This is a genomic window from Pseudohongiella sp., from assembly GCF_040877505.1.
Taxonomy (GTDB): Bacteria; Pseudomonadota; Gammaproteobacteria; order Pseudomonadales; family Pseudohongiellaceae; genus Pseudohongiella.
Map to the genome: position 1 here is coordinate 19,543 of NZ_JBBDNQ010000038.1, position 20,923 is coordinate 40,465.

The following is a 20,923-nucleotide window of genomic DNA, read 5'->3' on the forward strand; positions in this document are numbered from 1 at the left end:
CGCAGACATCCGACGACATTCTGTGTCATGGAGTAAGCGCGTGAGAACCCTCTTGTTGTTGATCTGCTGCTTCTTTTTTCAAATGGCGGCAGCGCAGCAAGCCCCTGATACAACTGTGTCGACCTCTGACAATGGCGACACGGTCCTGCCGTCACTGTTACTGGAACTGACCCACGCCAATCTGCGCCGCATGCCGGAACTGGTTGCAGAAATCGAGCAGGCCGGCGGCCGCGCTGTGCTGCCATTGCTTGCCGCTCTGCAGAATGGCGAACTCTATTATCAGGAAGATACCCGACAGCTGGTGCTACGCCGGGAAAGTGGTGGTGGCCGTATCACGGTCACCGATGTCTTCAGTGGCACTGACTTAGCCGGCGTCGACACCGATACCCTGGAAAGTGTGCGCATCAACAACCGGGTCCGGGGTGTCCTGCAGGCCACAATCGCCAGGATCCAGCTGTTTGAAGGCACGGCTGCTGAACGGGAACACGCGGCAAGCATCATGCTCAGCAATCTGGATGAGAGCAATATCGATGTGCTAAACGAGGCCATTGCCGATGAACAGGTAGCGTCGGTTGCGGCGATGATCAATGTGGCACTGGCCATGAACCTGCTGGTGACCGATGCGCCGCAAAGCGAACGTCTCGCCGCTGTTGAAACGTTGAGCGGAAATCTGGAAAGCCCGGTGCGTAACCTGTTGCGAAGTTTTCTTGATGAGCTTGGTCGCAATGAACAGGACCTTGAGGTGCGCGCCGCCATGGAGTCCGCATTGGCGGGTATCGAGCGCAAGGTCCGCTTTTATGAACTGGTGGAGCAGGCCTTCTACGGTTTGAGTCTGGGCTCGGTGCTGTTGTTGGCAGCCATCGGGCTGGCTGTGACCTTTGGTGTCATGGGTGTGATCAATATGGCGCATGGCGAGATGTTGATGCTGGGCGCCTATACCACCTATGTCGTGCAGTTGCTCATGCCGGAGTTCATCAACTATTCACTGTGGGTGGCCATTCCGGCGGCCTTCATCGTGTCCGGACTGGTCGGTATGTTCATACAGCGCTTTGTCATTCGTTACCTGAACGGACGACCGCTGGAAACCCTGCTGGCAACCTTTGGCATCAGTCTGATTCTGCAACAGGCGGTCCGGACAATTTTTTCCCCGTTGAACCGACGGGTGGTATCGCCTGACTGGATGAGCGGATCATGGGACATTAACCCGGTGTTGTCACTGACCAATAACCGCCTGTTTATCCTGCTGTTCTCTATCATCGTGTTTGTTATCTTGTTGTGGATACTAAAAAAGACGTCGCTTGGCCTGCAGGTGCGTGCAGTGTCTCAGAACAGGGACATGGCCAAAGCCATGGGTATACGCACCGACTGGGTGGATGCCATGACCTTTGGCCTGGGCTCGGGGGTTGCCGGTATCGGCGGGGTCGCCCTTAGTCAGTTGACGAATGTCGGACCCAACCTGGGGCAGGACTACATCATAGACTCCTTTATGGTGGTCGTTTTCGGTGGCGTTGGTAATTTATTGGGCACACTGGTCGGTGCATTTTCGCTTGGTGTTGCCAATATGTTCATGGAACCAATGACCGGCGCCGTGCTGGCGAAGATTATCACGCTGGTCTTTATTATCCTGTTTATTCAATTACGGCCCAAAGGTCTGTTCCCGCAAAAAGGGAGGGCAGCGGAATGAGCCAGTTCAGCAAAATATGGGGCGAGTTGCGCCAGGGCGGCAATACCATCTCCCTGTTTGTAGTCATTCTGTTTTTAGCTACCGTGCTTGCCTCGCTTTCCAACATGCTACTGCCCGAAACGTCGGCACTGCATGTCAGCACCTATACCATTACCTTGCTGGGCAAATATCTGTGTTATGCCATGCTGGCCCTGGCCGTTGATGTCATCTGGGGCTACTGCGGTATTTTGAGCCTGGGGCACGGTGCTTTTTTTGCACTGGGTGGGTATGCCATGGGCATGTACCTGATGCGTCAGATCGGTGATCGTGGTGTCTATGGCAACCCTGACCTGCCTGATTTCATGGTGTTTCTTAACTGGGACACCTTGCCCTGGTACTGGTTCGGCATGGATCAGTTCTGGTTCGCGATGGTGATGGTGGCTTTGGTGCCCGGCCTGCTGGCACTGGTGTTTGGCTGGCTGGCGTTCAGATCCAGGGTGACGGGTGTCTATCTGTCCATTATGACACAGGCACTCACCTATGCTTTGATGCTGGCGTTTTTTCGTAACGAGATGGGCTTTGGCGGCAACAACGGGCTCACTGACTTTAAAGAGATTGCAGGCTTTGATCTCAGCGCCGATGGTACCCGACTGGGCCTGTTTGTGATTACCGCTATTGTGCTCGCCGCGGTGTTTGTCAGCAGTCAGTTGATAATGCGTTCACGTCTGGGCCGAGTGCTGGTGTCAATCCGGGACAGCGAGGCCCGCGCCCGGTTTCTGGGATATCGGACCGATCATTTCAAGGTCTGGCTGTTTGTCTACTCAGCATTGATTGCCGCGTTAGCAGGCGCCCTGTATGTGCCTCAGGTAGGCATCATCAATCCAGGTGAGTTCAGTCCGGTTAATTCCATCGAAATAGTGGTCTGGGTCGCGGTGGGCGGGCGCGGCACTTTGTACGGCGCGGTCGTTGGCGCGATTCTGGTCAGTTATGCGAAAACCCGGTTCACCTCACTGGTACCTGAAAGCTGGATTTTCATGCTCGGTGCCCTGTTTGTGTTTGTGACCATATTCCTGCCCAAAGGACTGGCTGGTTTGCTGAAACAAAAGTACCGGCACGATGACACAGACAGCAATGGGTCGGGCACTGTTGCGACAAAAATGGCAGGAGGGAGCAGCACATGAAGTTGAACAAACTGGCTACTCCGGACGTCTCGCACAACGTCATTCTGTATATCGAAGGGCTTTCGGTCAGTTTTGACGGTTTCAAAGCGTTAAACAATCTGAATCTCTATATTAACGACGGCGAGTTGCGTTGTCTGATTGGTGCCAATGGTGCCGGTAAGACAACCTTGATGGACGTGGTTACTGGCAAGACCCGCTGCGACAGTGGTCAGGTGTATTTCGGTCAAACCGTCGACCTGCTCAGGCATGATGAGGCTGCCATCGCCAGGCTTGGTATCGGGCGCAAATTTCAGAAGCCCACTGTGTTCGAGGCGCTCAGTGTGTTCGAGAATCTTGAATTGTCGCTAAAGACTGGCAAGGGTGTCTGGTTCACCCTGATGGCGAAACTGGACTCCGCACAGCGTGATCGAATTGATGCCGTGCTGGCGACGATTGGTCTTTCTGCACTCAGGTCGAGGCCGGCAGGGGTATTGTCGCACGGGCAGAAGCAATGGCTGGAGATAGGCATGTTGCTGGTGTCCGACCCCAGACTGATGCTGATTGACGAGCCGGTTGCCGGCATGACCGCTCAAGAGACGGAAAAAACTGCTGAACTGCTCACCTCGCTTGCCGGTGAACGCACCGTTGTAGTGGTCGAACACGATATGGCGTTTGTTCGCAGTATTGCGCGCACCGTTTCGGTGCTTCATCAGGGCAGTGTGCTCGCAGAAGGCACAATGGATCAGGTACAAAATAATCCGGCCGTGGTGGAAGTCTATCTGGGGGAGGAACCATGATAGAAATCAGGCAGCTCAGTCAGCGTTATGGCGGTTCCCAGATCCTGTGGGATGTAGATCTGAGCATTGAACGCGGGTCCTGCACCTGCATCATGGGGCGCAACGGTGTCGGTAAAACCACCTTGCTCAAATGCCTGATGGGTTTGCTGCCCATTGCCGGGGGCGAAGTTTTGCTTGATGGCAAGGCCATCCACGGGGCGCCAGCTCATCAGCGCGCCCGCATGGGTCTGGGATTTGTGCCGCAGGGCCGGGATATTTTTTCGACGCTCACCGTTGAGGAAAATCTGCAGATTGGTCTGCCATGCCGCCGTGACGGCGTCAAAAAGATACCCGAGCGCATTTTCGAATTGTTTCCGGTTCTGGCAGAAATGTTGCATCGTCGTGGCGGTGACTTGTCGGGTGGTCAGCAGCAGCAACTGGCGATTGGCCGTGCTTTGGTAACCGACCCGCAGGTACTGGTGCTGGATGAGCCTAACGAGGGTATTCAGCCCAATATTGTCAGTCAAATCGGTGATGTGATCATGAGACTTAATGGGGAAGGGCTCACTGTTGTGCTGGTCGAGCAGAAACTGGGTTTTGCGCGCCGGGTCGGCAGCGAATTTCGGTTGATGGAAAAAGGGCGCGTGGTTGCCAGCGACGTGATGGCGAATCTGAGTGATGACCTGATCAAACGTCATCTGGCCGTATGAGCGCGGTACTTGCGGAACAGGCTGTGCCAATGGGCTTCGCACCGGGTGCGGGAGAGGCAAGTGAGTGGCATGCCAGCCTGGCACTACAGTTCAGACAGCAATCGCGTGGGTGCCGTCTGGTCAGCAACATTCACCATGGCCCTCTGTATGTGCAGAAACCCTTTTATCCGGAAGGAGCCGATCTGGCGCATGTGTATCTGCTGCATCCACCCGGGGGGCTGGTGTCCGGTGACCGGCTTGTTATCAATATCCGGCTGGATACCGCCGCCCGCGTTCTGGTGACAACGCCGGGCGCCGGTCGTGTTTACCGGGCGCGTAGCGACCGCAGTTTGCAGCAGCAGCACCAGCACTTCGGGTTGGCAGCTGACGCCGTGATGGAGTGGTTGCCGCAAGAGATGATTGTTTTCCCGGGCGCCTTTGGTCGTATGGACACGACGGTCGATATGAGTGCAGGCAGTACGTATCTGGGTTGGGAAATCTGTTGTCTGGGCTTGCCGGCCAGTGACCTGCCATTCACCCATGGCGAGCTGCACCAGCGTTTGTTGATTCGCTATGACGGCAGGCCGGTGCTGCTGGAAAATCTGCACCTGAATGCCACCAGCTTTGAACTGGCTACTGCCGCTGTTGGTATGAATGCCTGTCCGGTCAGCGGGGTTTTTGTTGCCGGCAAATTGAGCGGGAAGGTTGATGACGGGGCAATGGAGGCCCTCTTGGCCGGGCTCCGCGAGATGCTGGTCACCGTCAACGGCCCGGGCCAGGCAAACGTAACAGTCATGAATGACTTTGTTATTGGTCGTTACCTGGGGCACAGCGCCGAGGATGCCCGACGTGTATTTACCGGCATCTGGCAGATGGTGCGCCCTCTTCTGACGGGACGCGCCGCTTGCGCGCCGCGAATATGGGCGACCTGAGGTCAGACTGTGGCAAGAAAAATGCATGACTTAATACCATAAAAATCAACTGACATGATCGATTCGGAACCACATGGAATTACTACCCAGAGAGAAAGATAAACTGCTGCTGTTCACGGCCGCGCTGCTGGCTGAGCGTCGACTGGCCAGAGGCCTGAAGCTGAATTACCCGGAGGCTGTTGCCCTGATATCCATGGAGATCATGGAAGGTGCGCGCGATGGCAGGACGGTGGCCGAACTGATGAGTTACGGCAAAGAGATATTGACGGCGGGGCAGGTCATGGACGGGGTTGCCAGCATGATTAGCGAGGTTCAGGTGGAGGCAACCTTTCCTGACGGTACCAAGCTGGTCACGGTGCATGACCCAATCAATTAGGGTGAAAAAGTTTTATGAACACGACAGAAGAACGAGAGGCCGGCCTGATCCCGGGCGAGATCCGCACCGCTGAAGGCGACATTGAGCTCAATGCGGGTCGGCAAACAATCAGGCTTGCCGTTGAGAACACGGGCGACCGGCCAGTGCAGGTCGGGTCACATTACCATTTTGCCGAGGTCAATTCTGCCTTGCGTCTTGATCGGGACATGGCCCGCGGATTTCATCTGAATATTGCGGCCGGTACTGCGGTTCGTTTCGAACCCGGGCAGAGTCGTGAGGTTGAATTGGTAGCCTATGCTGGCGAGCGCCGGGTATTTGGTTTTCGCGGTGATGTGATGGGGCCGTTAGACTAGTCTGTATTCGGCAGGCAGGAGAGTTATTGTGGCAAATATGGATCGCGCAACTTACGCGCAGATGTTTGGACCGACCACCGGTGACCGTGTGCGCCTGGCGGACACTGATCTTTGGCTTCAGGTTGAAAAGGATTACACCCGCTACGGTGATGAGGTGAAGTTTGGCGGCGGCAAGGTGATTCGCGACGGCATGGGGCAAAGCCAGCGTGGCGATGCACAGAGCATGGATGTTGTCATTACCAATGCTTTGATTCTGGATCACTGGGGTGTGGTAAAAGCGGATGTCGGTATCAAGCATGGCCGTATCATGGCTATCGGCAAGGCGGGCAATCCGGATGTGCAGGACGGCGTGACCATCAACATTGGTCCGGGCACCGAGATCATTGCCGGCGAGGGTGAAATTCTCACCGCAGGTGGTATCGACTCTCACATCCATTTTGTCTGCCCGCAGCAGGTAGAAGAAGCAACCATGTCCGGTATCACCACGATGCTGGGCGGGGGCACAGGGCCCGCGACCGGCACCAAAGCGACGACCTGTACACCGGGCATCTGGAACATTGGCAAAATGCTGCAGGCAACCGATGCCATGCCCATGAACTTTGGTTTTATGGGCAAAGGCAACGGCAGTTTGCCTGAACCGCTAATTGAACAATTGTTGGCGGGTGCTTGCGGTCTCAAGTTGCATGAGGACTGGGGCACAACACCGGCGTCAATCAACAACTGCCTGAACGTTGCTGACTATTATGATGTTCAGGTCGCTATTCATACTGACACCCTGAATGAGTCGGGTTTCGTAGATGACACCCTGGCCGCGTTCAAGGACCGGGCGATTCATACCTACCATACTGAAGGCGCCGGTGGTGGTCATGCACCCGATATCATCAAGGCCTGTTCGGTTGCCAATGTGCTGCCGTCATCGACCAATCCGACACGGCCTTACACTGTCAATACCGTTGATGAGCATCTGGACATGTTGATGGTCTGCCATCATCTGGATGCCGCGATACCTGAGGACGTGGCCTTTGCCGATTCACGTATCCGCAAGGAAACCATCGCAGCGGAAGATATTCTGCACGACCTGGGTGCTTTCAGCATGATCGCATCAGATTCACAGGCCATGGGCCGGGTCGGGGAGGTCATCACCCGAACCTGGCAAACCGCACACAAGATGAAAATTCAGCGTGGCCGCTTGGCGGAAGATACCGCTGAATCAGACAACTTCCGCGCTCGTCGCTATGTCGCCAAGTATACGATCAACCCTGCGATTACTCACGGCATTGCCCACGAAGTCGGCTCCATCGAGCCGGGCAAACTGGCAGACCTGGTGTTATGGAAACCGGCATTTTTTGGCATCAAACCATCACTTATCATCAAGTCGGGCATGATCGCTGCGGCGCCCATGGGTGATCCGAACGCCTCAATCCCGACGCCGCAGCCTTCGCATTATCGGCCCATGTTTGGCTCCTTTGGTGGTGCCGCGGCCGCGCTGTCGGTGACTTTCACCAGTCAGCTGGCGCTGGAGGCCGGAATGCTGAGCAAACTTCACCTGGCTCGCAAATTGGTTGCCTGCCGCAACACGCGATCAATTCGTAAACAGGACATGATTCTGAACGACTGGTTACCTGTGATCGAAGTCGATGCCCAGACCTATGAGGTCAGGGCCAATGGTGAACTGTTGACATGCGAGCCGGCGAGCGTCTTGCCCTTGGCGCAGCGCTACAGCCTGTTTTAACAACTGAACAGAGGAATAAGCATGTTGGAAGTGCATGAACGACTGGGCACGCAGTGCAAGGCGCCAGTAGATGTCCGGGTCATACTCACGCATGAACAGCGAGATCGCGGTCGCATGCGAATTTTTTCCACGGAGGGAGAAGAGGTCAGATTGTTTCTGGCGCGTGGCACACCGCTGCAGGTTGGCGAATACCTGCGCAGCCAATGCGGTCGGCTGGTGCTGGTGGAGGGTGCCATAGAGCCCGTGGTCATCGCTTCCTGCGACGACTGGGAAGTATTCAGCCGGGCCTGCTACCACCTGGGTAACCGACATGTGAAAGTGCAGGTGGGTTCGCGCACACTCCGCATTCTGCCCGACCATGTGCTTGAGGAAATGCTGGTGCTGCTGGGTTTGACCTTGCAGCATGCGCATCACGTTTTTGTGCCAGAGCAGGGTGCCTACACGGCTCACAGCGGGTCGGGGCATGGCGGGCATTCGCATGCACATGAGCAACCCGATCAACCGAAGGCTGGTCTGATTGCGGCGCTGGAAGTCTCGGGCAAACATGATCACCACTGACCTTGCCTTGTTGCGGCTATTGCACCTGAGCAGTGCCGGTTTGCCTGTGGGCGCGTATGCGTTCTCACACGGACTGGAGTACGCCATTGAGGCCGCCTGGCTTAAAACCGATGCAGATATCGAAACCTGGTTGAGCATGCAGCTTCGCTTTAGTCTGGCCGCTGTGGATCTGCCCGTGTTGTTCCGTCTGGACACAGCACTGGCGAATTCAGATCACGATGCGCTTCGGTATTGGAATGACCTCATACTCGCCAGCCGCGAAACCCGGGAGCTGCAATTAACCGATACTGCCACAGGCCTGGCATTGCAAAAACTGTTACCCGAGCTCGGTGTGCCAATCATTGATATGCACGGACCCGTAAGTTTTGTGACAGCCTTTGCCCAGGCAGCCCGGCATTGGCAGATCAGCGCCGAGACAGGTGGTCTGGGTTTGTGCTGGTCCTGGATCGAGAACCAGGTAAATGCTGCAACCAAGTTGTTGCCGCTTGGGCAGACCAGGGCGCAGCGCATGATGCATGCATTGCACGCCGAAGTGCCGGCGGCAATAGCGGCCGCTGCGCTTGTGCAGGATGACAATATCGGTGCCAGCCTGCCCGCGCTCAGCCTCGCCAGCATGCACCATGAAACACAATACTCAAGGCTGTTCCGGTCCTGACCGCAACAGCCGGTTTTTATGCACTAGATGCTTTGTTAGCCAAGAGGATGTCACTATGACGAATGATAAATCCGGTCAGACCCTGAGAGTGGGCGTTGGTGGTCCGGTTGGTTCCGGCAAGACCGCGCTGCTGCGTGCCCTGTGCAGCGCACTGCGTGATTATTATGATATTGCCGTGGTAACCAACGACATTTACACCAAGGAGGATGCCAACTTCCTGACCCGCCATGAAGCGCTGAGTGCTGATCGCATCATCGGTGTGGAGACGGGCGGTTGCCCGCATACGGCTATCCGCGAAGATGCCTCGATGAACCTGGCGGCCATTGATGAGTTGATTGCGCGTCACGGACAACTGGAAATAATATTTGTCGAAAGCGGCGGGGACAACCTGAGTGCCACTTTCAGTCCGGAGCTGTCCGATCTGACCATTTATGTCATTGACGTGTCGGCCGGCGACAAGATTCCTCGTAAGGGTGGACCGGGCATTACCCGTTCTGACCTGTTGATCATCAACAAGACAGATCTGGCACCGTTGGTTGGTGCGTCATTGGACGTGATGCGAGAAGATGCCACCCGTATGAGGGGAGAGCGACCATTTGTATTCAGTAACCTGAAATCCGGCAGCGGGTTGCCGGAGATTATCGATTTCATTATCGAGCATGGCATGTTGCCTGCCCGATTGGCGGACGGCATAGTTGCCAGTGGCGATGCGTTTGCAAACTCAGAAATATCCGGACCAGGAAGGAGCACACAATGAATTTCAAGAACTGTTTGGTAGCCGTTATTCTATTGTCAGCGCTGCCGGGATTGGCGTGGTCGCACCCCGGCCATGGTCTGGATGGTTTATGGATACACGATTTTCTGCATGCTGCGACCGCTGGTTTGGTTATAGCGCTGGTCGTGATGCTGTCCATACGCTTCATTCGCAGAAAACGAAGTCGGCGCAGTTGAGACGCTGACAGGTTGTTAGGCTGGCTGAGAGGTTGATAGGTTGATAGGTTGACAGTGCGGCCATCAGCCTCCCCGAGCGCGCCGGGCCGCCAAGGCCTCAGTCGCGCTCCAGGATGCTGATGGCTATGCGTGCAGCCGCTGTCCTGTTCTGCACATTGAGTTTCTTGAATATCTGCTCCAGATGTTTGTTGACCGTGCGTGGGCTCATTTGCAGAATCTGTGCAGTCTCCCAGTTCGTTTTGCCCTGACTGATCCAGGTCAGCACTTCCGATTCCCGTTTGGTCAGGTCAAGCTTTTCCCGCAACAGATCCTCACCCGTGCCTTCATTTGTTTCTGACAGTTTGAGTAGTTTTTCGTCAGGATTTATATGCCGGACAAATGTAACTGTCAGTCTTTTTTCCTGCGTTAAAGGACCGTTCTTGCTGCTCACGGTCAACGCAAGGGTCTGGTCAGCCTGTCGTTGTCTGGGCGACGGTGGCGAAAGCCATTCGTTCAGCGCGGAAACCAGCTCGGTTTTCTGCCAGCTTTCGCTGGCCCCTGCGCGCGCAAACAGGGCCAGTGTCTGTGGTGTTGCCCAAAGAATATTGCCCTGGGTGTTCACGGAGAACAGATGCTGTCCGGCGGAGTCCAGTGCGTTATAGGCACTGCTGGTGAGTCTGGCATTGCTGAGATGTACGGTCATGCGGGCGAGCAGTTCGTCCGGATTGATGGGTTTGGTCAGGTAGTCGACGCCGCCCGCTTCAAGGCCCCGCACCACGCTGCCTGAATCAGTCAGGCCGGTCATGAAAATGACTGGTATCGAGGCCAGCTCGGGAATGGCTCGCAGTTCCCGGCAGGTATCGAAGCCATCCTTGTGCGGCATGATCGCATCCATCAGAATCATGTCGGGGCGGATGCGCCTGGCTATGGTGAGCGCCTGCTTTCCTTCCAGTGCCACCAGCACGTCGTAGCCTGCCTCTTCCAGCGTGTCGTTGACAAAGCTCAGTGATTCCGGAGAATCATCGACGACCAGGATAACATTGGAATACGCTTTTTTGTTCATAGGTTTCTCGTAAATTCTCTGTAGTTCTGGCATATTCTTCTCACTCTGCATTGAACGCTTTTGCCAGCGCTGAAAACTGCATGGCGTTGGCAAGTTGCTGACAGTATGTCAGCGTGTTTTCGTCTATCAGACCGCTGTCGTTAAGCTCTTCAAGCTTGTTGTTCACCCCGCGCTTGTAACCCAGGTTGGCGTAGGTGATCAGTTCCCGCACCAGTACATGATCTGCGATTGCAATCAGTCTGGGATGGTAAATTGCTGCCTGATCAAAAACATGAACATGTGCTGTGTCGTTGCTCCGGACCCAGTTCAGCGACAGCAAACTGCCGATGCTTTCCAGCAATTGCTGATTGTTTATGGGTTTGACAAGGTATTCGTCATGCGAACTTGGTGATTGGGAGCCGCGATGCCGTTCATGAGCATCCGCCGAGATCATGATGATGGGCTGCTGGAAACCCTTTGTTCGCAAGATTTCAGCCAGTGCCAGGCCGTCGATGCCGGGCATGCTCACATCCAGCAGGAAAAGGTCAGGTGTCACGTTTCTGAGCGCATCCAGGCAATCATGCGCATCCCGTGCTTCAAAGGTCGTCAGTCCCAGCGGATGCAAAAGATCACCCATCAGTCCGCGATGAATCGGGTCGTCGTCCACAACCATTATTATTTTGCGTTGGCCACTGTAGCCGCTGATCAGGCGTTGGGGGGGCGTTTCTACCACGGGCTCACCGATACGGGAAAGCATCAAGGATACTTTGAAACAGCTACCCTCACCGGGTGTGCTGGTTATATCCAGTTCCCCACCCATGATCTCAGTGAGCAGCCGCACAATAGTCAATCCCAGGCCCGTCCCGGGCACGTTCGGGGCATTGGCATTTCTTACCCGTTCGAAGGGGTCGAGAATACGATTGAGGTCTTTTTCATTGATGCCTACGCCGGTGTCGATGACTGCGAATTCAGCGACTTCGCTGCGGTAGTGAATATGAAATTCGACGCTGCCGTAATGAGTGTACTTGATTGCGTTGGACAGTAGATTGATGAGTATCTGGCGTAATCGCTTTTCGTCAGTGGTGACGTAGTCCGGCAATCTGTTGTGGATGTGACAGCTGAATTCAATACCTTTTTCCAACGCCATGGTACGGAACATTTGAATCATCTGATCGATCAGGTCTGGCAGTTTTACCCGGTTGCGATAGATCTCCAGGCGTCCGGCTTCGATCTTGGAAATATCCAGCAGGCCTTCGATCAGGCCGGCCAGGTGTTCGCCGCTGCGTTTGATGATCTGGATGGCATTACGGTGTTTTTCAGGCATGTCGGCGCGCTGCGTCAACAACTGCGCGTATCCCAGAATAGCCTGCAAGGGTGTGCGCAGCTCGTGACTGATGCCTGACAGGTATCGGCTTTTGGCGTCATTGGCACGCTCAGCCAGGTCTTTGGCTTTTTGCAGTTCCATGTCAGTCAGGTTATGAGCTTCGATTTCCTGCAACAGGCGACTGGTCTGACGCGCCGATTCCTGCTGCGCAACTTCCCGGCTTTCGCTGGCCAGCAGGTGCAACCAGCACACAACGCCAAGGATGATCAGCAGAATAAAAAACAGCGTCCACAATGACTGCTGCAGCAGCGCAATTTCACCTGATGTTACCGGTTGCATCTGGTAGTAAACCACGGCCAACAAGGCGGCGCTGAAAAGATTGGCCGTGGTGAACATCACCGCGTACCTCACCATGCGCCGATTGACGGTGGTAAAGATGGCTGCCGGCAGCAGCGGGCGCAGCCACTGTTCCATTTGATTACTGAGGCGCCCATCGGGTTTGCAGAGATCCATACAGCGCGAGTCGAGGGAACAACACAGTGAGCAGATGGCGCCCTGGTATGCCGGACAATAAGCGATATCATTGCGCTCAAAACGGTTTTCGCAAATGCAGCACTCCAGTGTATTGTCGGTATCCTGGGCCTGCAGCAGATCATCAATCTGCGGTGACTGACGGGCCAGATAGAAGCGGCCACGGGTAATCAATGCGAGTGTTGGTACCGAGATAAAACATATGCCAAGGCTTATGAAATGCGCAAGATGTCTGGGTACATCGCCAAAAAGTCCCATGTAGCACAGAATGCCGGTAGCAGAGGCGATGATGACAGAGCCGGTACCAACGGGATTGATGTCATACAGGTGTGCGCGTTTGAACTCGACATAGGATGGACTCAGGCCCAGTGGTTTGTTGATCAGCAGATCCGCCGACAATGATCCCAGCCAGCTCAGGGTGACAATGGCAAACAGGCCAAGGATTGCTTCCAATGCCCGGTACATGCCCAGCTCCATCAACAGCAGCGCAATAGCGACGTTGAACACCAGCCAGACGACACGTCCGGGGTGACTGTGTGTCAGGCGCGAGAAGAAGTTGGACCAGGCAATTGAGCCAGCGTAGGCGTTGGTCACATTGATCTTCATCTGTGACACAACTACCATCAAGGCGGCGAGTACCAGCGACAGCGTAGGTGACTGGGTGACGTAGTTGAATACCATCTGGTACATGTAGGTGGGATCCGCCGCGCGCTCGGGTGTTTCACCGGCGGTGATGGCCAGATACGCGAGGAATGAACCCAGCAGCATTTTGATGATACCGATAAATATCCAACCCGGGCCTGCCAGCAACAACCAGAACCACCAGCGCCGACGGTTGTCCCGGGTTTTTTCCGGCATAAAGCGCAGGTAATCGACCTGTTCGCCGATCTGGGCAACCAGGGAGAACATGATTGCCACTGACGAACCAAACAGTGCCAGACTAAAGCCGTTGCTGTTGCTGGCGCCCGGGGTCACATCTTCCGGCATGTAGGCAGTCCAGTCGCTGACCCGGGCAAATTCGAACCAGGTGATTACCGCCAGTGCCGTGCATTGCAGCAACAACCAGAAAGTCTGGGTACCGACCTGAAACTTACTGATAATGGTGATGCCGTGGGTAACAATAGGTATCACAGCAACGGCACAGATGATGTAGCCGAGCCACAGGGGGATGCCGAGCAGGGCCTGCAATGCTGCCGCCAGAATGGCGCCTTCGATGGCAAAAAAGATAAATGTGAACGATGCGTAGATCAGCGAGGTGATGGTAGACCCCAGATAACCAAAACCGGCGCCACGCGTTAACAGATCTATGTCCAATCCGTATTTGGCGGCATTGTAGGCAATGGGGAATCCGGTCAACAGAATGACTATGCCAACTGCGACCATGGCAGCAATGGCATTGACCGTGCCATAGCTTATGGTCACAGCGGCAGCGATAGCTTCGAGGGCCAGGAAGGCCGTGGCACCCAGGGCAGTCTTGGCGACGTGTTCTATACTCCAGCGTCGCGCCTTGATCGCGGTGAAGCGCAGTGCATAGTCTTCCAGTGTTTCATTTCCGACCCAGACGTTGTATTTACGTCTGACCCTGAAAATATGTTGTGTTGCTTTCATCAGCCGCTTGTCCCGCAACAGCCATGTTTTGCTGTCCGTGCCTCATGACGGTTCATTCAAGTAGATCGCTGACCAAAACAGTTCGCTGTATATTTTTTGCCTGTTTTTGGCGCGCGCAAGATGCCGTCGCCCCGTTCCGGCGCATAACAAGCACAAAAAATCCGTTTTTAGGCGCTAAATGACCGGTTTGGCTGTGATATGGGCTGGCAAGGAGTACTACAGCAAGTTTCATACCGTTGTTGCAGGCAAAAAAAAGCCCCGCTCAGATGAGCAGGGCTTTTTTTTGGAGCATGTTACTTTTGTTTAGAACTGCTTGCGCACGCCTATTTCAAAAGTACGGCCCAGCGGGTTGCCGATACGTGGATCGTAGCCCAGTTCCTGACGAGATGCCGGTGGCATTTCGTCGAAGACGTTGACGATCGATGCTGTCAGCGTGGTTTCTGCTGGCAGGTCCACAGTGTAGTGGAAGTCAGCAACAATCCAGTCGTCACCATCAATACCGTAGGTGCTTGGACCAAACGGTGTGCGTGTGCCGGGCTGGAAACCAGCTGGCGTCAGTGCTGCATCACCTACGCGTGAGCCGTCTTCGTTGTAGAAACGCTCGTCTTTCACGCCGCTGACGTACTGCACAGAAAGGCGGAAGTTGTGAATGCCCTGTGAGTAGTTGGTGGTGAAATTACCGCGCCAATCGGATATTGCGTTGGCAATGGTTTCGTAGTTCAGGAAGCCCAGACGGTCACGTGCAGGTGCGACTTCAAAGCCGTCCAGCAGTGTTGGTGTGAACTTGAATTCCTGTACCTTGGTTGCCGTCAGCCGGAACTCCAGGTCGCCTGAAAATGCTGGCATACCATAACTGGTCTGGATGTCGAAACCTTTGGTTTGCTGGCCAGGACCGTTACCGAAGTCAGTGCGGATTTCGGCGAAATCAGAGGCAGTAGAAACGCCCTGTACACAAGGACCGCCGTTGAAGATAACACGGCCGATCAATGGGTGTGCGCAGTCAGCCAGTGCTGTTCCGTCGTTAGGCACAGCGCCTGAGCCAGTTGGCGGGATGCTGAACACGGAATTGGCGATCAGGTTTACGTTGGCCAGCAGACCCAGCTCTTTCTCCACTTCAATATCGAAATAGTCGACGATGAACTGGAAGTCGCTGCCCGGCGTGAAGCCTTCTGACTGCCAGATCGCACCCACGCTGGCTACCGTTGCCTCTTCAGGCTCGATGTCCGAACGGGTAAAGGTCTGCGAACCACGCCATGCGCCACCTGCGCGAGTGTAGTTAGTGGTGCCACTGGCAACCTCACCCGGGTTGATGTCGGCACCAGGCGCCTGATAGTTGGTGCCATAGGAACCACGGAGCGCAATATTTTCAGTTGCATCCCACTTGCCTGATACTTTGTAAACAGTCGCGTCCAGGTCGCCGGAGAACTGTTCATAGCGAACAGCGGCAGCCATGTACAGGGTGTCCAGGATAGGCAGGTTGAATTCCGTGAACACGGATTCCTGAGTCTGCTTGTTGGCATCCGGTACGTTGGTGTCAAAGAACTGGAACGGGCCCGGTGCATCCGGCGTACAGCCATCGAAGTTTGGCGCTTCCGGTGAGTTGGGTTCCTGCTCTGGCCATGCGCAAGGCTGGCTGCCGTTATAGAACGAGCTGGGCACAGTTTCGCGCTCTTTGGTATTACGCCATTGGGCACCCGCACCCCATGACACCATGCCGCCCGGCAGTTCGATTGGCGTTTCACCGCTGAATACGAGGTCAGCTGTCACGTTCCAGTTCACAGTTTCCTGGTAACGGTCATCAAACAACCAGCGAACCAGTTCGTCCGGGTTCTCGGCGCCCGGTACATAACTCGGGTTGGCCAGGCCGTAGACCGGTTGACCGGCGAAGTTGGACGCAAACGGGTTGTACCACATGCAGCCATTGGTGCCGGCGGCAGCAGGGTTCTGGGTACCAAATCGATCTGTACTCAGGTCGGTTGCGTTACAGTTTGGACCACCAAAACCGTTCAATGCTTCCTGTACACGGTACAGGGCGATATCGGGGTTGTCGTCCGTGGTGTGCGACTGGTTATAGGTCAGCGCCGCATCGTAAAAAATACCGCTGCCTATGTTCAGTTCGCCGTCAAAACCGGCGGTCAGATGCAGGAAGCGGTTGTCGATTTCACGCGGTGTGCTGTGACGGCCAGGTTCCGCAAACAAATCCAGGCCACCGTGAGCGAAAGCACGGTAGGTGATAGGCGTGAAACCCTGAGTTACAGCATACAGCGGGTTGTTGGCAAAACCGGTGCGCTGAGCGAACTCGTCTACGAACGGGTTGGCTTTCGGCACATACAGCTGGTAAGTCGCGCCTGAGGCTCGGGCGGGACCACGGATAACCGGCTGAGAAGGTGAGCCGTATGCATTGGGTGTGTGTACCTGAGAATAGGCTGCACGCGCAGTGAAGCTGTGCTGAGCGCTGATCTCGGTTTTTACCTGACCAAACAGACGGTATATGTCGTTGTCAGCAACCAGGTCATAGAAGGGAATGTAATTGTACTTACACGTGGTATAGGACGTGACGTTAACGATACCGCCGACTGCATTACAGGATTGGTCGGTGAAGTCGTTGGCCAGGCCGTAAACGGGGCCCCATTCGCTGTTTGCGGTGTTGCCGGGTGTTGCGGGCAGTGGGCCGCGGGCAATCCAGGCGCCCAGGTTGGTCAGATCTGACCAGGGAGCGGGGTTGACAGAGTACGGCTGGCTCGAAAAATCGCGCTCAGTGGTGTCCATCTGTGAGCGATGGTCCCATTGTGCGGCCCAGATGACGTCAGTGGTATCGCCGCCAAACCCGCCGATGATGCCGACATTGAAGTCGCCGTCGGAGCCATCAATGGCTTTGAATGAGCCTTGTACTTCAACGCCTTCGAAGTTGTCGCGGCTGATAAAGTTAACCACACCGCCGGTAGCGTCAGCACCGTAGGTTACGGCAGCGCCGTCCTTCAGAATCTCGGTACGCGCCAAAGCGATAGATGGGATGACGGAAGTGTTCTGCGTGACGCGGCGGCCATTGAACAGGGACAGTGTCTTGTCCGCACCGATGCCACGCAGGTTGTAGTTTACGCTACCGGTCAGCGCTGCGCCGCCGAAGTAGTAGGATTCACCGGAGGTGGCGCCGGAGATACTCAGGCTTTTGGCGAATTCCAGAGCTGAAGGCGAGCCGGACAGCTCCATGTCAGCAGCGGTGTATGTTTCCACCGGCAGTGCATCGTCTACGGGTGTGCCACGGATCAAGGAACCGGTGACGACAACCTCTTCGATTTCAGGTTGTTGCTGCGCAAAAACCAGCGTGGGTGCGACCAGTGATACGCAAGCGATGCACCGGTATAGTTCTTTTAATCTCATCGGGTTTCCCCCCCTTAATACTTATTATTACAGCGGTTAGATTGTTGCCTGCCAATTGATCAAAATCAGACATGCATAAAAAAACCACATAACTCCCCTGTGCTGCGGAATAGCAATACTTAGCTCTATTTCGTCTGCGTTCAGGAGCCAGGTGTGGCTCTCTTCATCAGTTTTGATTTTTCTTATTGGGTCAGACGTACTTCACATGTAGTTCGACTATTTTTGTCTCACACGTTTGATGTATCACACTTTCAAAGGCAGGTACTGCTGGAAAGTGTTACCAATCTTCACAGAATGAGCGGTATGTTACTTTTCATAACACTTTGTTTTGCCGCTACTTTCTAAGCGATCGATCGCTCGCAGCATAAACCATGCGTTTTCTCTGAGTCAAATATTTAATTGCAAATTATCTCTATTCGTTGCAAACATAAACGGGCAAGGTGAGTGATTCACCGGATCATGGGCAAATCGGGAGCAAAAAGCATGGGGTTAAAGCTTGTTCGCAGATTGACGTGGAGCTCGGCAATATTGACATTGCTGCTGATGGGTGGCCAGACAAGTGCGCAGACATTAATGCGCGCGGCCCCGAAAGACGCTGGGTTGGCGCCGGACAAACTGGCACTGGCAACAGACGCATTACAGGCGCAGATTGACGCGGGCGATATTGCCGGGGTGGTTGCGGCAGTGGTCAAAGATGGCAAGCTCGTGTACCACGAAGCCCTGGGTCATATGAATATTGAGACTGGTGCCGCCATGTCTTTCGACGCGCTGTTTCGCACCTATTCCATGACGCGGCCGATCACGGCGCTGGGCATATTGATGCTGCACGATGACGGCCTGCTTGACGTCAATGACCCCGTACAGAAGTACCTGCCACAATTTGCCGGTCAGCAGGTCCTGCAGGATGCCAGTGAGCCAGATGTGGCTGCTACGCGTCCGCGGGAAGGCGATATTACGTTGGCGCAATTGCTGACCCATACTTCTGGTATTGGCAGCCGCAGCAGTGCGTTTTATCGCGCCCACAACGTGCACGGTTATGATCAGACACTGACACAGGTGGTTGATAATGTTGCTGCCTTGCCGCTGTTTGAAGACCCCGGGACGCGCTATCGCTACGGCATGCATTCGGAGATTCTGGGTCGGGTGGTTGAAGTGGTGTCCGGCATGGATATCCTGACGTTTTATCAGCAGCGTATCTTCGCGCCGCTGGGTATGACTGACACCGTGTTCTATGTTGATGCGGCGCGCCAGAATCGTCTGGCAACTGTGTACCGACCTGATGACAATGGGCAGCTGCAGCCGATTGAAATGGAAACCATTCCGGTCACCGAGCCGCGTGCCCTGACCAGTACGGGTGTCGGGCTGGTGTCTTCAACCATGGACTTCCTGCGTTTTTCACAGCTGTTTCTGGACAATGGCCGGATTAATGGCGAGCAGCTTGTCAGCGCTGACGTTGTCCGCATGATGGCAGAGAATGCCGTGCCCGACGCGTTGCTGCCAATTGGCGGTTCCGGCTATTGGCTTGGTTCGGGCTGGAGTCTGGGCGGCATGGCGGTGGTCATGGATGCGACGACGTACAACCACCGCGTGAATCAGGGTGAGTACTGGTGGGATGGGTCGGCGGGTACCCGATTCTGGATAGACCCGCAGGAAAACATGATAACCATCATCATGGCCCAGGTGTCACCGGCCAGCGGCAATGGTTTTCGTGAACGTTTCAAAACACTGGTATATGACGCTATCGATTAGAGGTCTGTGCGATAAAATCTCAGTCGGCATCGCTCAATGCTGCGTAGCTGGCGCCGGTCAGTGCAGCCAGGTCGTCAGGGCTTAATTCGATCTCCAGGCCTCGGCGTCCGGCACTGACAAAGATGGTGTCGAAGCGGCGCGCAGATTCGTCGATGAAGGTGGGCAGGGCTTTTTTCTGTCCCAGTGGGCTAACGCCGCCCAGCACGTAACCGGTGCTGCGCTGAACATCGGGGGCAGCCGCCATGCTGGCTCGCTTGGCGCCAGCAGCGCGTGCGATCTGTTTCATATTGAGCATCGCCGACACCGGCAGCACGGCAACGGCCAGCGCTTTGGTCTCCAGCGCCACCACCAGCGTCTTGAATACCTGCTGTGGCATCACGCCCATTTTTTCAGCTGCCTCCAGGCCATAGGACTGAGCGCCGGCGTCGTGGCTGTACTCGTGGATGCGATGGCTCACCCCGGCTTTTTTGGCAATATTGATGCCTGGCGTCATGGCCCTGGTACAACCTGTTGACGCAGCTCGCCCAGCCCATCAATGCCGATGCGAATGGTATCACCCACCTTGAGGTATCTGGGCGGGGTAAAACCATCACCGACCCCCTCAGGTGTGCCGGTATAGATCAGGTCGCCCGGCATCAATGTCATGAACTGACTCAAATAGCTGACAATATCGGCCACGCCGAACACCATCTGGCTGGTGTTGCCCTGCTGGCGCATCTCGCCGTTGATCTCCGACCAGACAGACAGGTTCTGGATATCATCGACACTGGCGCGAGTGACCAGCCAGGGGCCGAATGGCGCGAATGAGTCGGCGCTTTTGCCTTTGACAAACTGCCCGGCACGTTCGCGCTGGAAGGCACGCTCAGAGACGTCGTTGCCCACGCTGTAACCGGCCACATGGTCAAGCGCATCGCGTACGTCAACATACTGGGCACGTTTGCCTATCACCACCACCAGTTCAGCCTCGTAGTCGAGTTTGGTGGCACCGCGAGGCGACACGACCGGGTCAAACGGATTGCTCAGCGCAGAGACCGCTTTCATGAATATTAATGGTTCCTCCGGCACTTCCACAGCCATCTCCGCGGCGTGGTCGATGTAGTTGAAGCCGATGGCGATGATCTTGCTGACCCCGGTGACCGGTGCGGCAAGTCGGACGTCAGCGCTGACCTGTGGCAGGCTGTCAGCGTCGAGGGCTGCAATGCGAGCCAGGTTATCGTCCGATAACTGATCGGGCGCGATGTCGTTCATATGGGCAGACAGATCCCGGATCTGTCCCTGGGCATCAATCAGTCCCGGCTTTTCCTGCCCCTCGGGGCCAAATCGGACCAGGGTCAGTTCCGCCGCCTGCAGTGGTGTGCTCAGCAGGAGGGCGCAGCCAAGAACTGCAATTGCGTAGTGGACTGTCCGGAAGGTTTTGCGGGTGGCGTGCATGGCAGCGTGTATCCTTGTTTATGATTGTTGTCG

At 55.4% G+C, this 20,923-nt stretch carries 18 protein-coding genes; 13 read left to right on the top strand and 5 right to left on the bottom strand.

Going from position 1 to position 20,923, the window contains the following annotated elements; translation table 11 throughout:
- The first annotated feature begins 40 nt into the window (after window positions 1–40).
- From urtB to WD071_RS13650, 12 genes are all read left to right on the top strand, one after another.
- Window positions 41–1,684, top strand: a complete 1,644-nt coding sequence (urtB, locus tag WD071_RS13595; protein ID WP_368048932.1) for an urea ABC transporter permease subunit UrtB — start codon at window positions 41–43, stop codon at window positions 1,682–1,684.
- Window positions 1,681–2,844 carry an urea ABC transporter permease subunit UrtC gene (gene urtC / locus WD071_RS13600; protein ID WP_368048933.1) on the top strand — a complete coding sequence of 388 codons (1,164 nt, stop codon included), beginning with the start codon at window positions 1,681–1,683 and terminating at the stop codon, window positions 2,842–2,844. Before urtB ends, urtC begins: the two co-directional genes overlap by 4 nt.
- Complete coding sequence (gene urtD / locus WD071_RS13605; protein WP_368048934.1) at window positions 2,841–3,620, top strand: urea ABC transporter ATP-binding protein UrtD; 780 nt, start codon at window positions 2,841–2,843, stop codon at window positions 3,618–3,620. Before urtC ends, urtD begins: the two co-directional genes overlap by 4 nt.
- Window positions 3,617–4,309: an urea ABC transporter ATP-binding subunit UrtE gene (urtE, locus tag WD071_RS13610; protein WP_368048935.1), complete on the top strand. Its 693-nt coding sequence runs from the start codon at window positions 3,617–3,619 to the stop codon at window positions 4,307–4,309. The genes urtD and urtE overlap by 4 nt, the downstream gene beginning before the upstream one ends.
- A complete protein-coding gene (locus tag WD071_RS13615) occupies window positions 4,306–5,220 on the top strand; it encodes an urease accessory protein UreD (RefSeq protein ID WP_368048936.1) in 915 nt (304 codons plus the stop codon). Before urtE ends, WD071_RS13615 begins: the two co-directional genes overlap by 4 nt.
- Before the next feature lie 73 nt (window positions 5,221–5,293).
- A complete protein-coding gene (locus tag WD071_RS13620; protein ID WP_368048937.1) occupies window positions 5,294–5,596 on the top strand; it encodes an urease subunit gamma in 303 nt (100 codons plus the stop codon).
- Between the two features lie 44 nt (window positions 5,597–5,640).
- Window positions 5,641–5,949, top strand: a complete 309-nt coding sequence (locus tag WD071_RS13625; RefSeq protein WP_368049058.1) for an urease subunit beta — start codon at window positions 5,641–5,643, stop codon at window positions 5,947–5,949.
- Between the two features lie 37 nt (window positions 5,950–5,986).
- A complete protein-coding gene (gene ureC / locus WD071_RS13630; protein WP_368049059.1) occupies window positions 5,987–7,681 on the top strand; it encodes an urease subunit alpha in 1,695 nt (564 codons plus the stop codon).
- A gap of 21 nt (window positions 7,682–7,702) precedes the next feature.
- Entirely contained in the window at window positions 7,703–8,239 is a 537-nt protein-coding gene (locus WD071_RS13635; protein WP_368048938.1) for an urease accessory protein UreE, read from the top strand.
- On the top strand, window positions 8,226–8,894 hold the full coding sequence (locus WD071_RS13640; RefSeq protein WP_368048939.1) for an urease accessory protein UreF: 669 nt from the start codon (window positions 8,226–8,228) through the stop codon (window positions 8,892–8,894). Before WD071_RS13635 ends, WD071_RS13640 begins: the two co-directional genes overlap by 14 nt.
- Before the next feature lie 55 nt (window positions 8,895–8,949).
- Window positions 8,950–9,651: an urease accessory protein UreG gene (gene ureG / locus WD071_RS13645; RefSeq protein WP_368048940.1), complete on the top strand. Its 702-nt coding sequence runs from the start codon at window positions 8,950–8,952 to the stop codon at window positions 9,649–9,651.
- On the top strand, window positions 9,648–9,845 hold the full coding sequence (locus tag WD071_RS13650; protein ID WP_368048941.1) for a hypothetical protein: 198 nt from the start codon (window positions 9,648–9,650) through the stop codon (window positions 9,843–9,845). The genes ureG and WD071_RS13650 overlap by 4 nt, the downstream gene beginning before the upstream one ends.
- A gap of 97 nt (window positions 9,846–9,942) precedes the next feature.
- Here the strand turns inward: WD071_RS13650 and WD071_RS13655 are convergent, their stop codons facing one another.
- The 3 genes from WD071_RS13655 to WD071_RS13665 all read right to left on the bottom strand — a co-directional run bounded on the left by WD071_RS13655 (window position 9,943) and on the right by WD071_RS13665 (window position 17,710).
- Entirely contained in the window at window positions 9,943–10,887 is a 945-nt protein-coding gene (locus tag WD071_RS13655; protein ID WP_368048942.1) for a response regulator, read from the bottom strand.
- Between the two features lie 40 nt (window positions 10,888–10,927).
- Window positions 10,928–14,329 (bottom strand): ATP-binding protein, encoded by a 3,402-nt coding sequence (locus tag WD071_RS13660; protein ID WP_368048943.1) that lies wholly within the window; start codon window positions 14,327–14,329, stop codon window positions 10,928–10,930.
- Between the two features lie 303 nt (window positions 14,330–14,632).
- Window positions 14,633–17,710, bottom strand: coding sequence for a TonB-dependent receptor (locus tag WD071_RS13665; protein WP_368048944.1), 3,078 nt, complete (start codon window positions 17,708–17,710; stop codon window positions 14,633–14,635).
- Between the two features lie 483 nt (window positions 17,711–18,193).
- On the opposite strand from WD071_RS13665, the gene WD071_RS13670 reads away from it, so the two are divergent.
- Entirely contained in the window at window positions 18,194–19,459 is a 1,266-nt protein-coding gene (locus WD071_RS13670) for a serine hydrolase domain-containing protein (RefSeq protein ID WP_368048946.1), read from the top strand.
- 19 nt (window positions 19,460–19,478) lie between these two features.
- On the opposite strand, the gene ybaK is transcribed toward WD071_RS13670, so the two are convergent.
- Window positions 19,479–19,952, bottom strand: coding sequence for a Cys-tRNA(Pro) deacylase (ybaK, locus tag WD071_RS13675; RefSeq protein ID WP_368048947.1), 474 nt, complete (start codon window positions 19,950–19,952; stop codon window positions 19,479–19,481).
- Window positions 19,949–20,794 (bottom strand): fumarylacetoacetate hydrolase family protein, encoded by an 846-nt coding sequence (locus WD071_RS13680; protein ID WP_368049060.1) that lies wholly within the window; start codon window positions 20,792–20,794, stop codon window positions 19,949–19,951. The genes ybaK and WD071_RS13680 overlap by 4 nt, the downstream gene beginning before the upstream one ends.
- Window positions 20,795–20,923 lie beyond the last annotated feature (129 nt).

What these genes read in the sequence shown, in the direction of transcription:
- urtC (WP_368048933.1), top strand. Translation starts at nt 1,681, where the DNA reads ATGAGCCAGTTCAGCAAAATATGGGGCGAGTTGCGCCAGGGCGGCAAT.
- urtD (WP_368048934.1), top strand. Translation starts at nt 2,841, where the DNA reads ATGAAGTTGAACAAACTGGCTACTCCGGACGTCTCGCACAACGTCATT.
- urtE (WP_368048935.1), top strand. Translation starts at nt 3,617, where the DNA reads ATGATAGAAATCAGGCAGCTCAGTCAGCGTTATGGCGGTTCCCAGATC.
- WD071_RS13615 (WP_368048936.1), top strand. Translation starts at nt 4,306, where the DNA reads ATGAGCGCGGTACTTGCGGAACAGGCTGTGCCAATGGGCTTCGCACCG.
- WD071_RS13620 (WP_368048937.1), top strand. Translation starts at nt 5,294, where the DNA reads ATGGAATTACTACCCAGAGAGAAAGATAAACTGCTGCTGTTCACGGCC.
- ureC (WP_368049059.1), top strand. Translation starts at nt 5,987, where the DNA reads ATGGATCGCGCAACTTACGCGCAGATGTTTGGACCGACCACCGGTGAC.
- WD071_RS13635 (WP_368048938.1), top strand. Translation starts at nt 7,703, where the DNA reads ATGTTGGAAGTGCATGAACGACTGGGCACGCAGTGCAAGGCGCCAGTA.
- WD071_RS13640 (WP_368048939.1), top strand. Translation starts at nt 8,226, where the DNA reads ATGATCACCACTGACCTTGCCTTGTTGCGGCTATTGCACCTGAGCAGT.
- ureG (WP_368048940.1), top strand. Translation starts at nt 8,950, where the DNA reads ATGACGAATGATAAATCCGGTCAGACCCTGAGAGTGGGCGTTGGTGGT.
- WD071_RS13650 (WP_368048941.1), top strand. Translation starts at nt 9,648, where the DNA reads ATGAATTTCAAGAACTGTTTGGTAGCCGTTATTCTATTGTCAGCGCTG.
- WD071_RS13655 (WP_368048942.1), bottom strand. Translation starts at nt 10,887, where the DNA reads ATGAACAAAAAAGCGTATTCCAATGTTATCCTGGTCGTCGATGATTCT.
- WD071_RS13660 (WP_368048943.1), bottom strand. Translation starts at nt 14,329, where the DNA reads ATGAAAGCAACACAACATATTTTCAGGGTCAGACGTAAATACAACGTC.
- WD071_RS13665 (WP_368048944.1), bottom strand. Translation starts at nt 17,710, where the DNA reads ATGAGATTAAAAGAACTATACCGGTGCATCGCTTGCGTATCACTGGTC.
- WD071_RS13670 (WP_368048946.1), top strand. Translation starts at nt 18,194, where the DNA reads ATGGGGTTAAAGCTTGTTCGCAGATTGACGTGGAGCTCGGCAATATTG.
- ybaK (WP_368048947.1), bottom strand. Translation starts at nt 19,952, where the DNA reads ATGACGCCAGGCATCAATATTGCCAAAAAAGCCGGGGTGAGCCATCGC.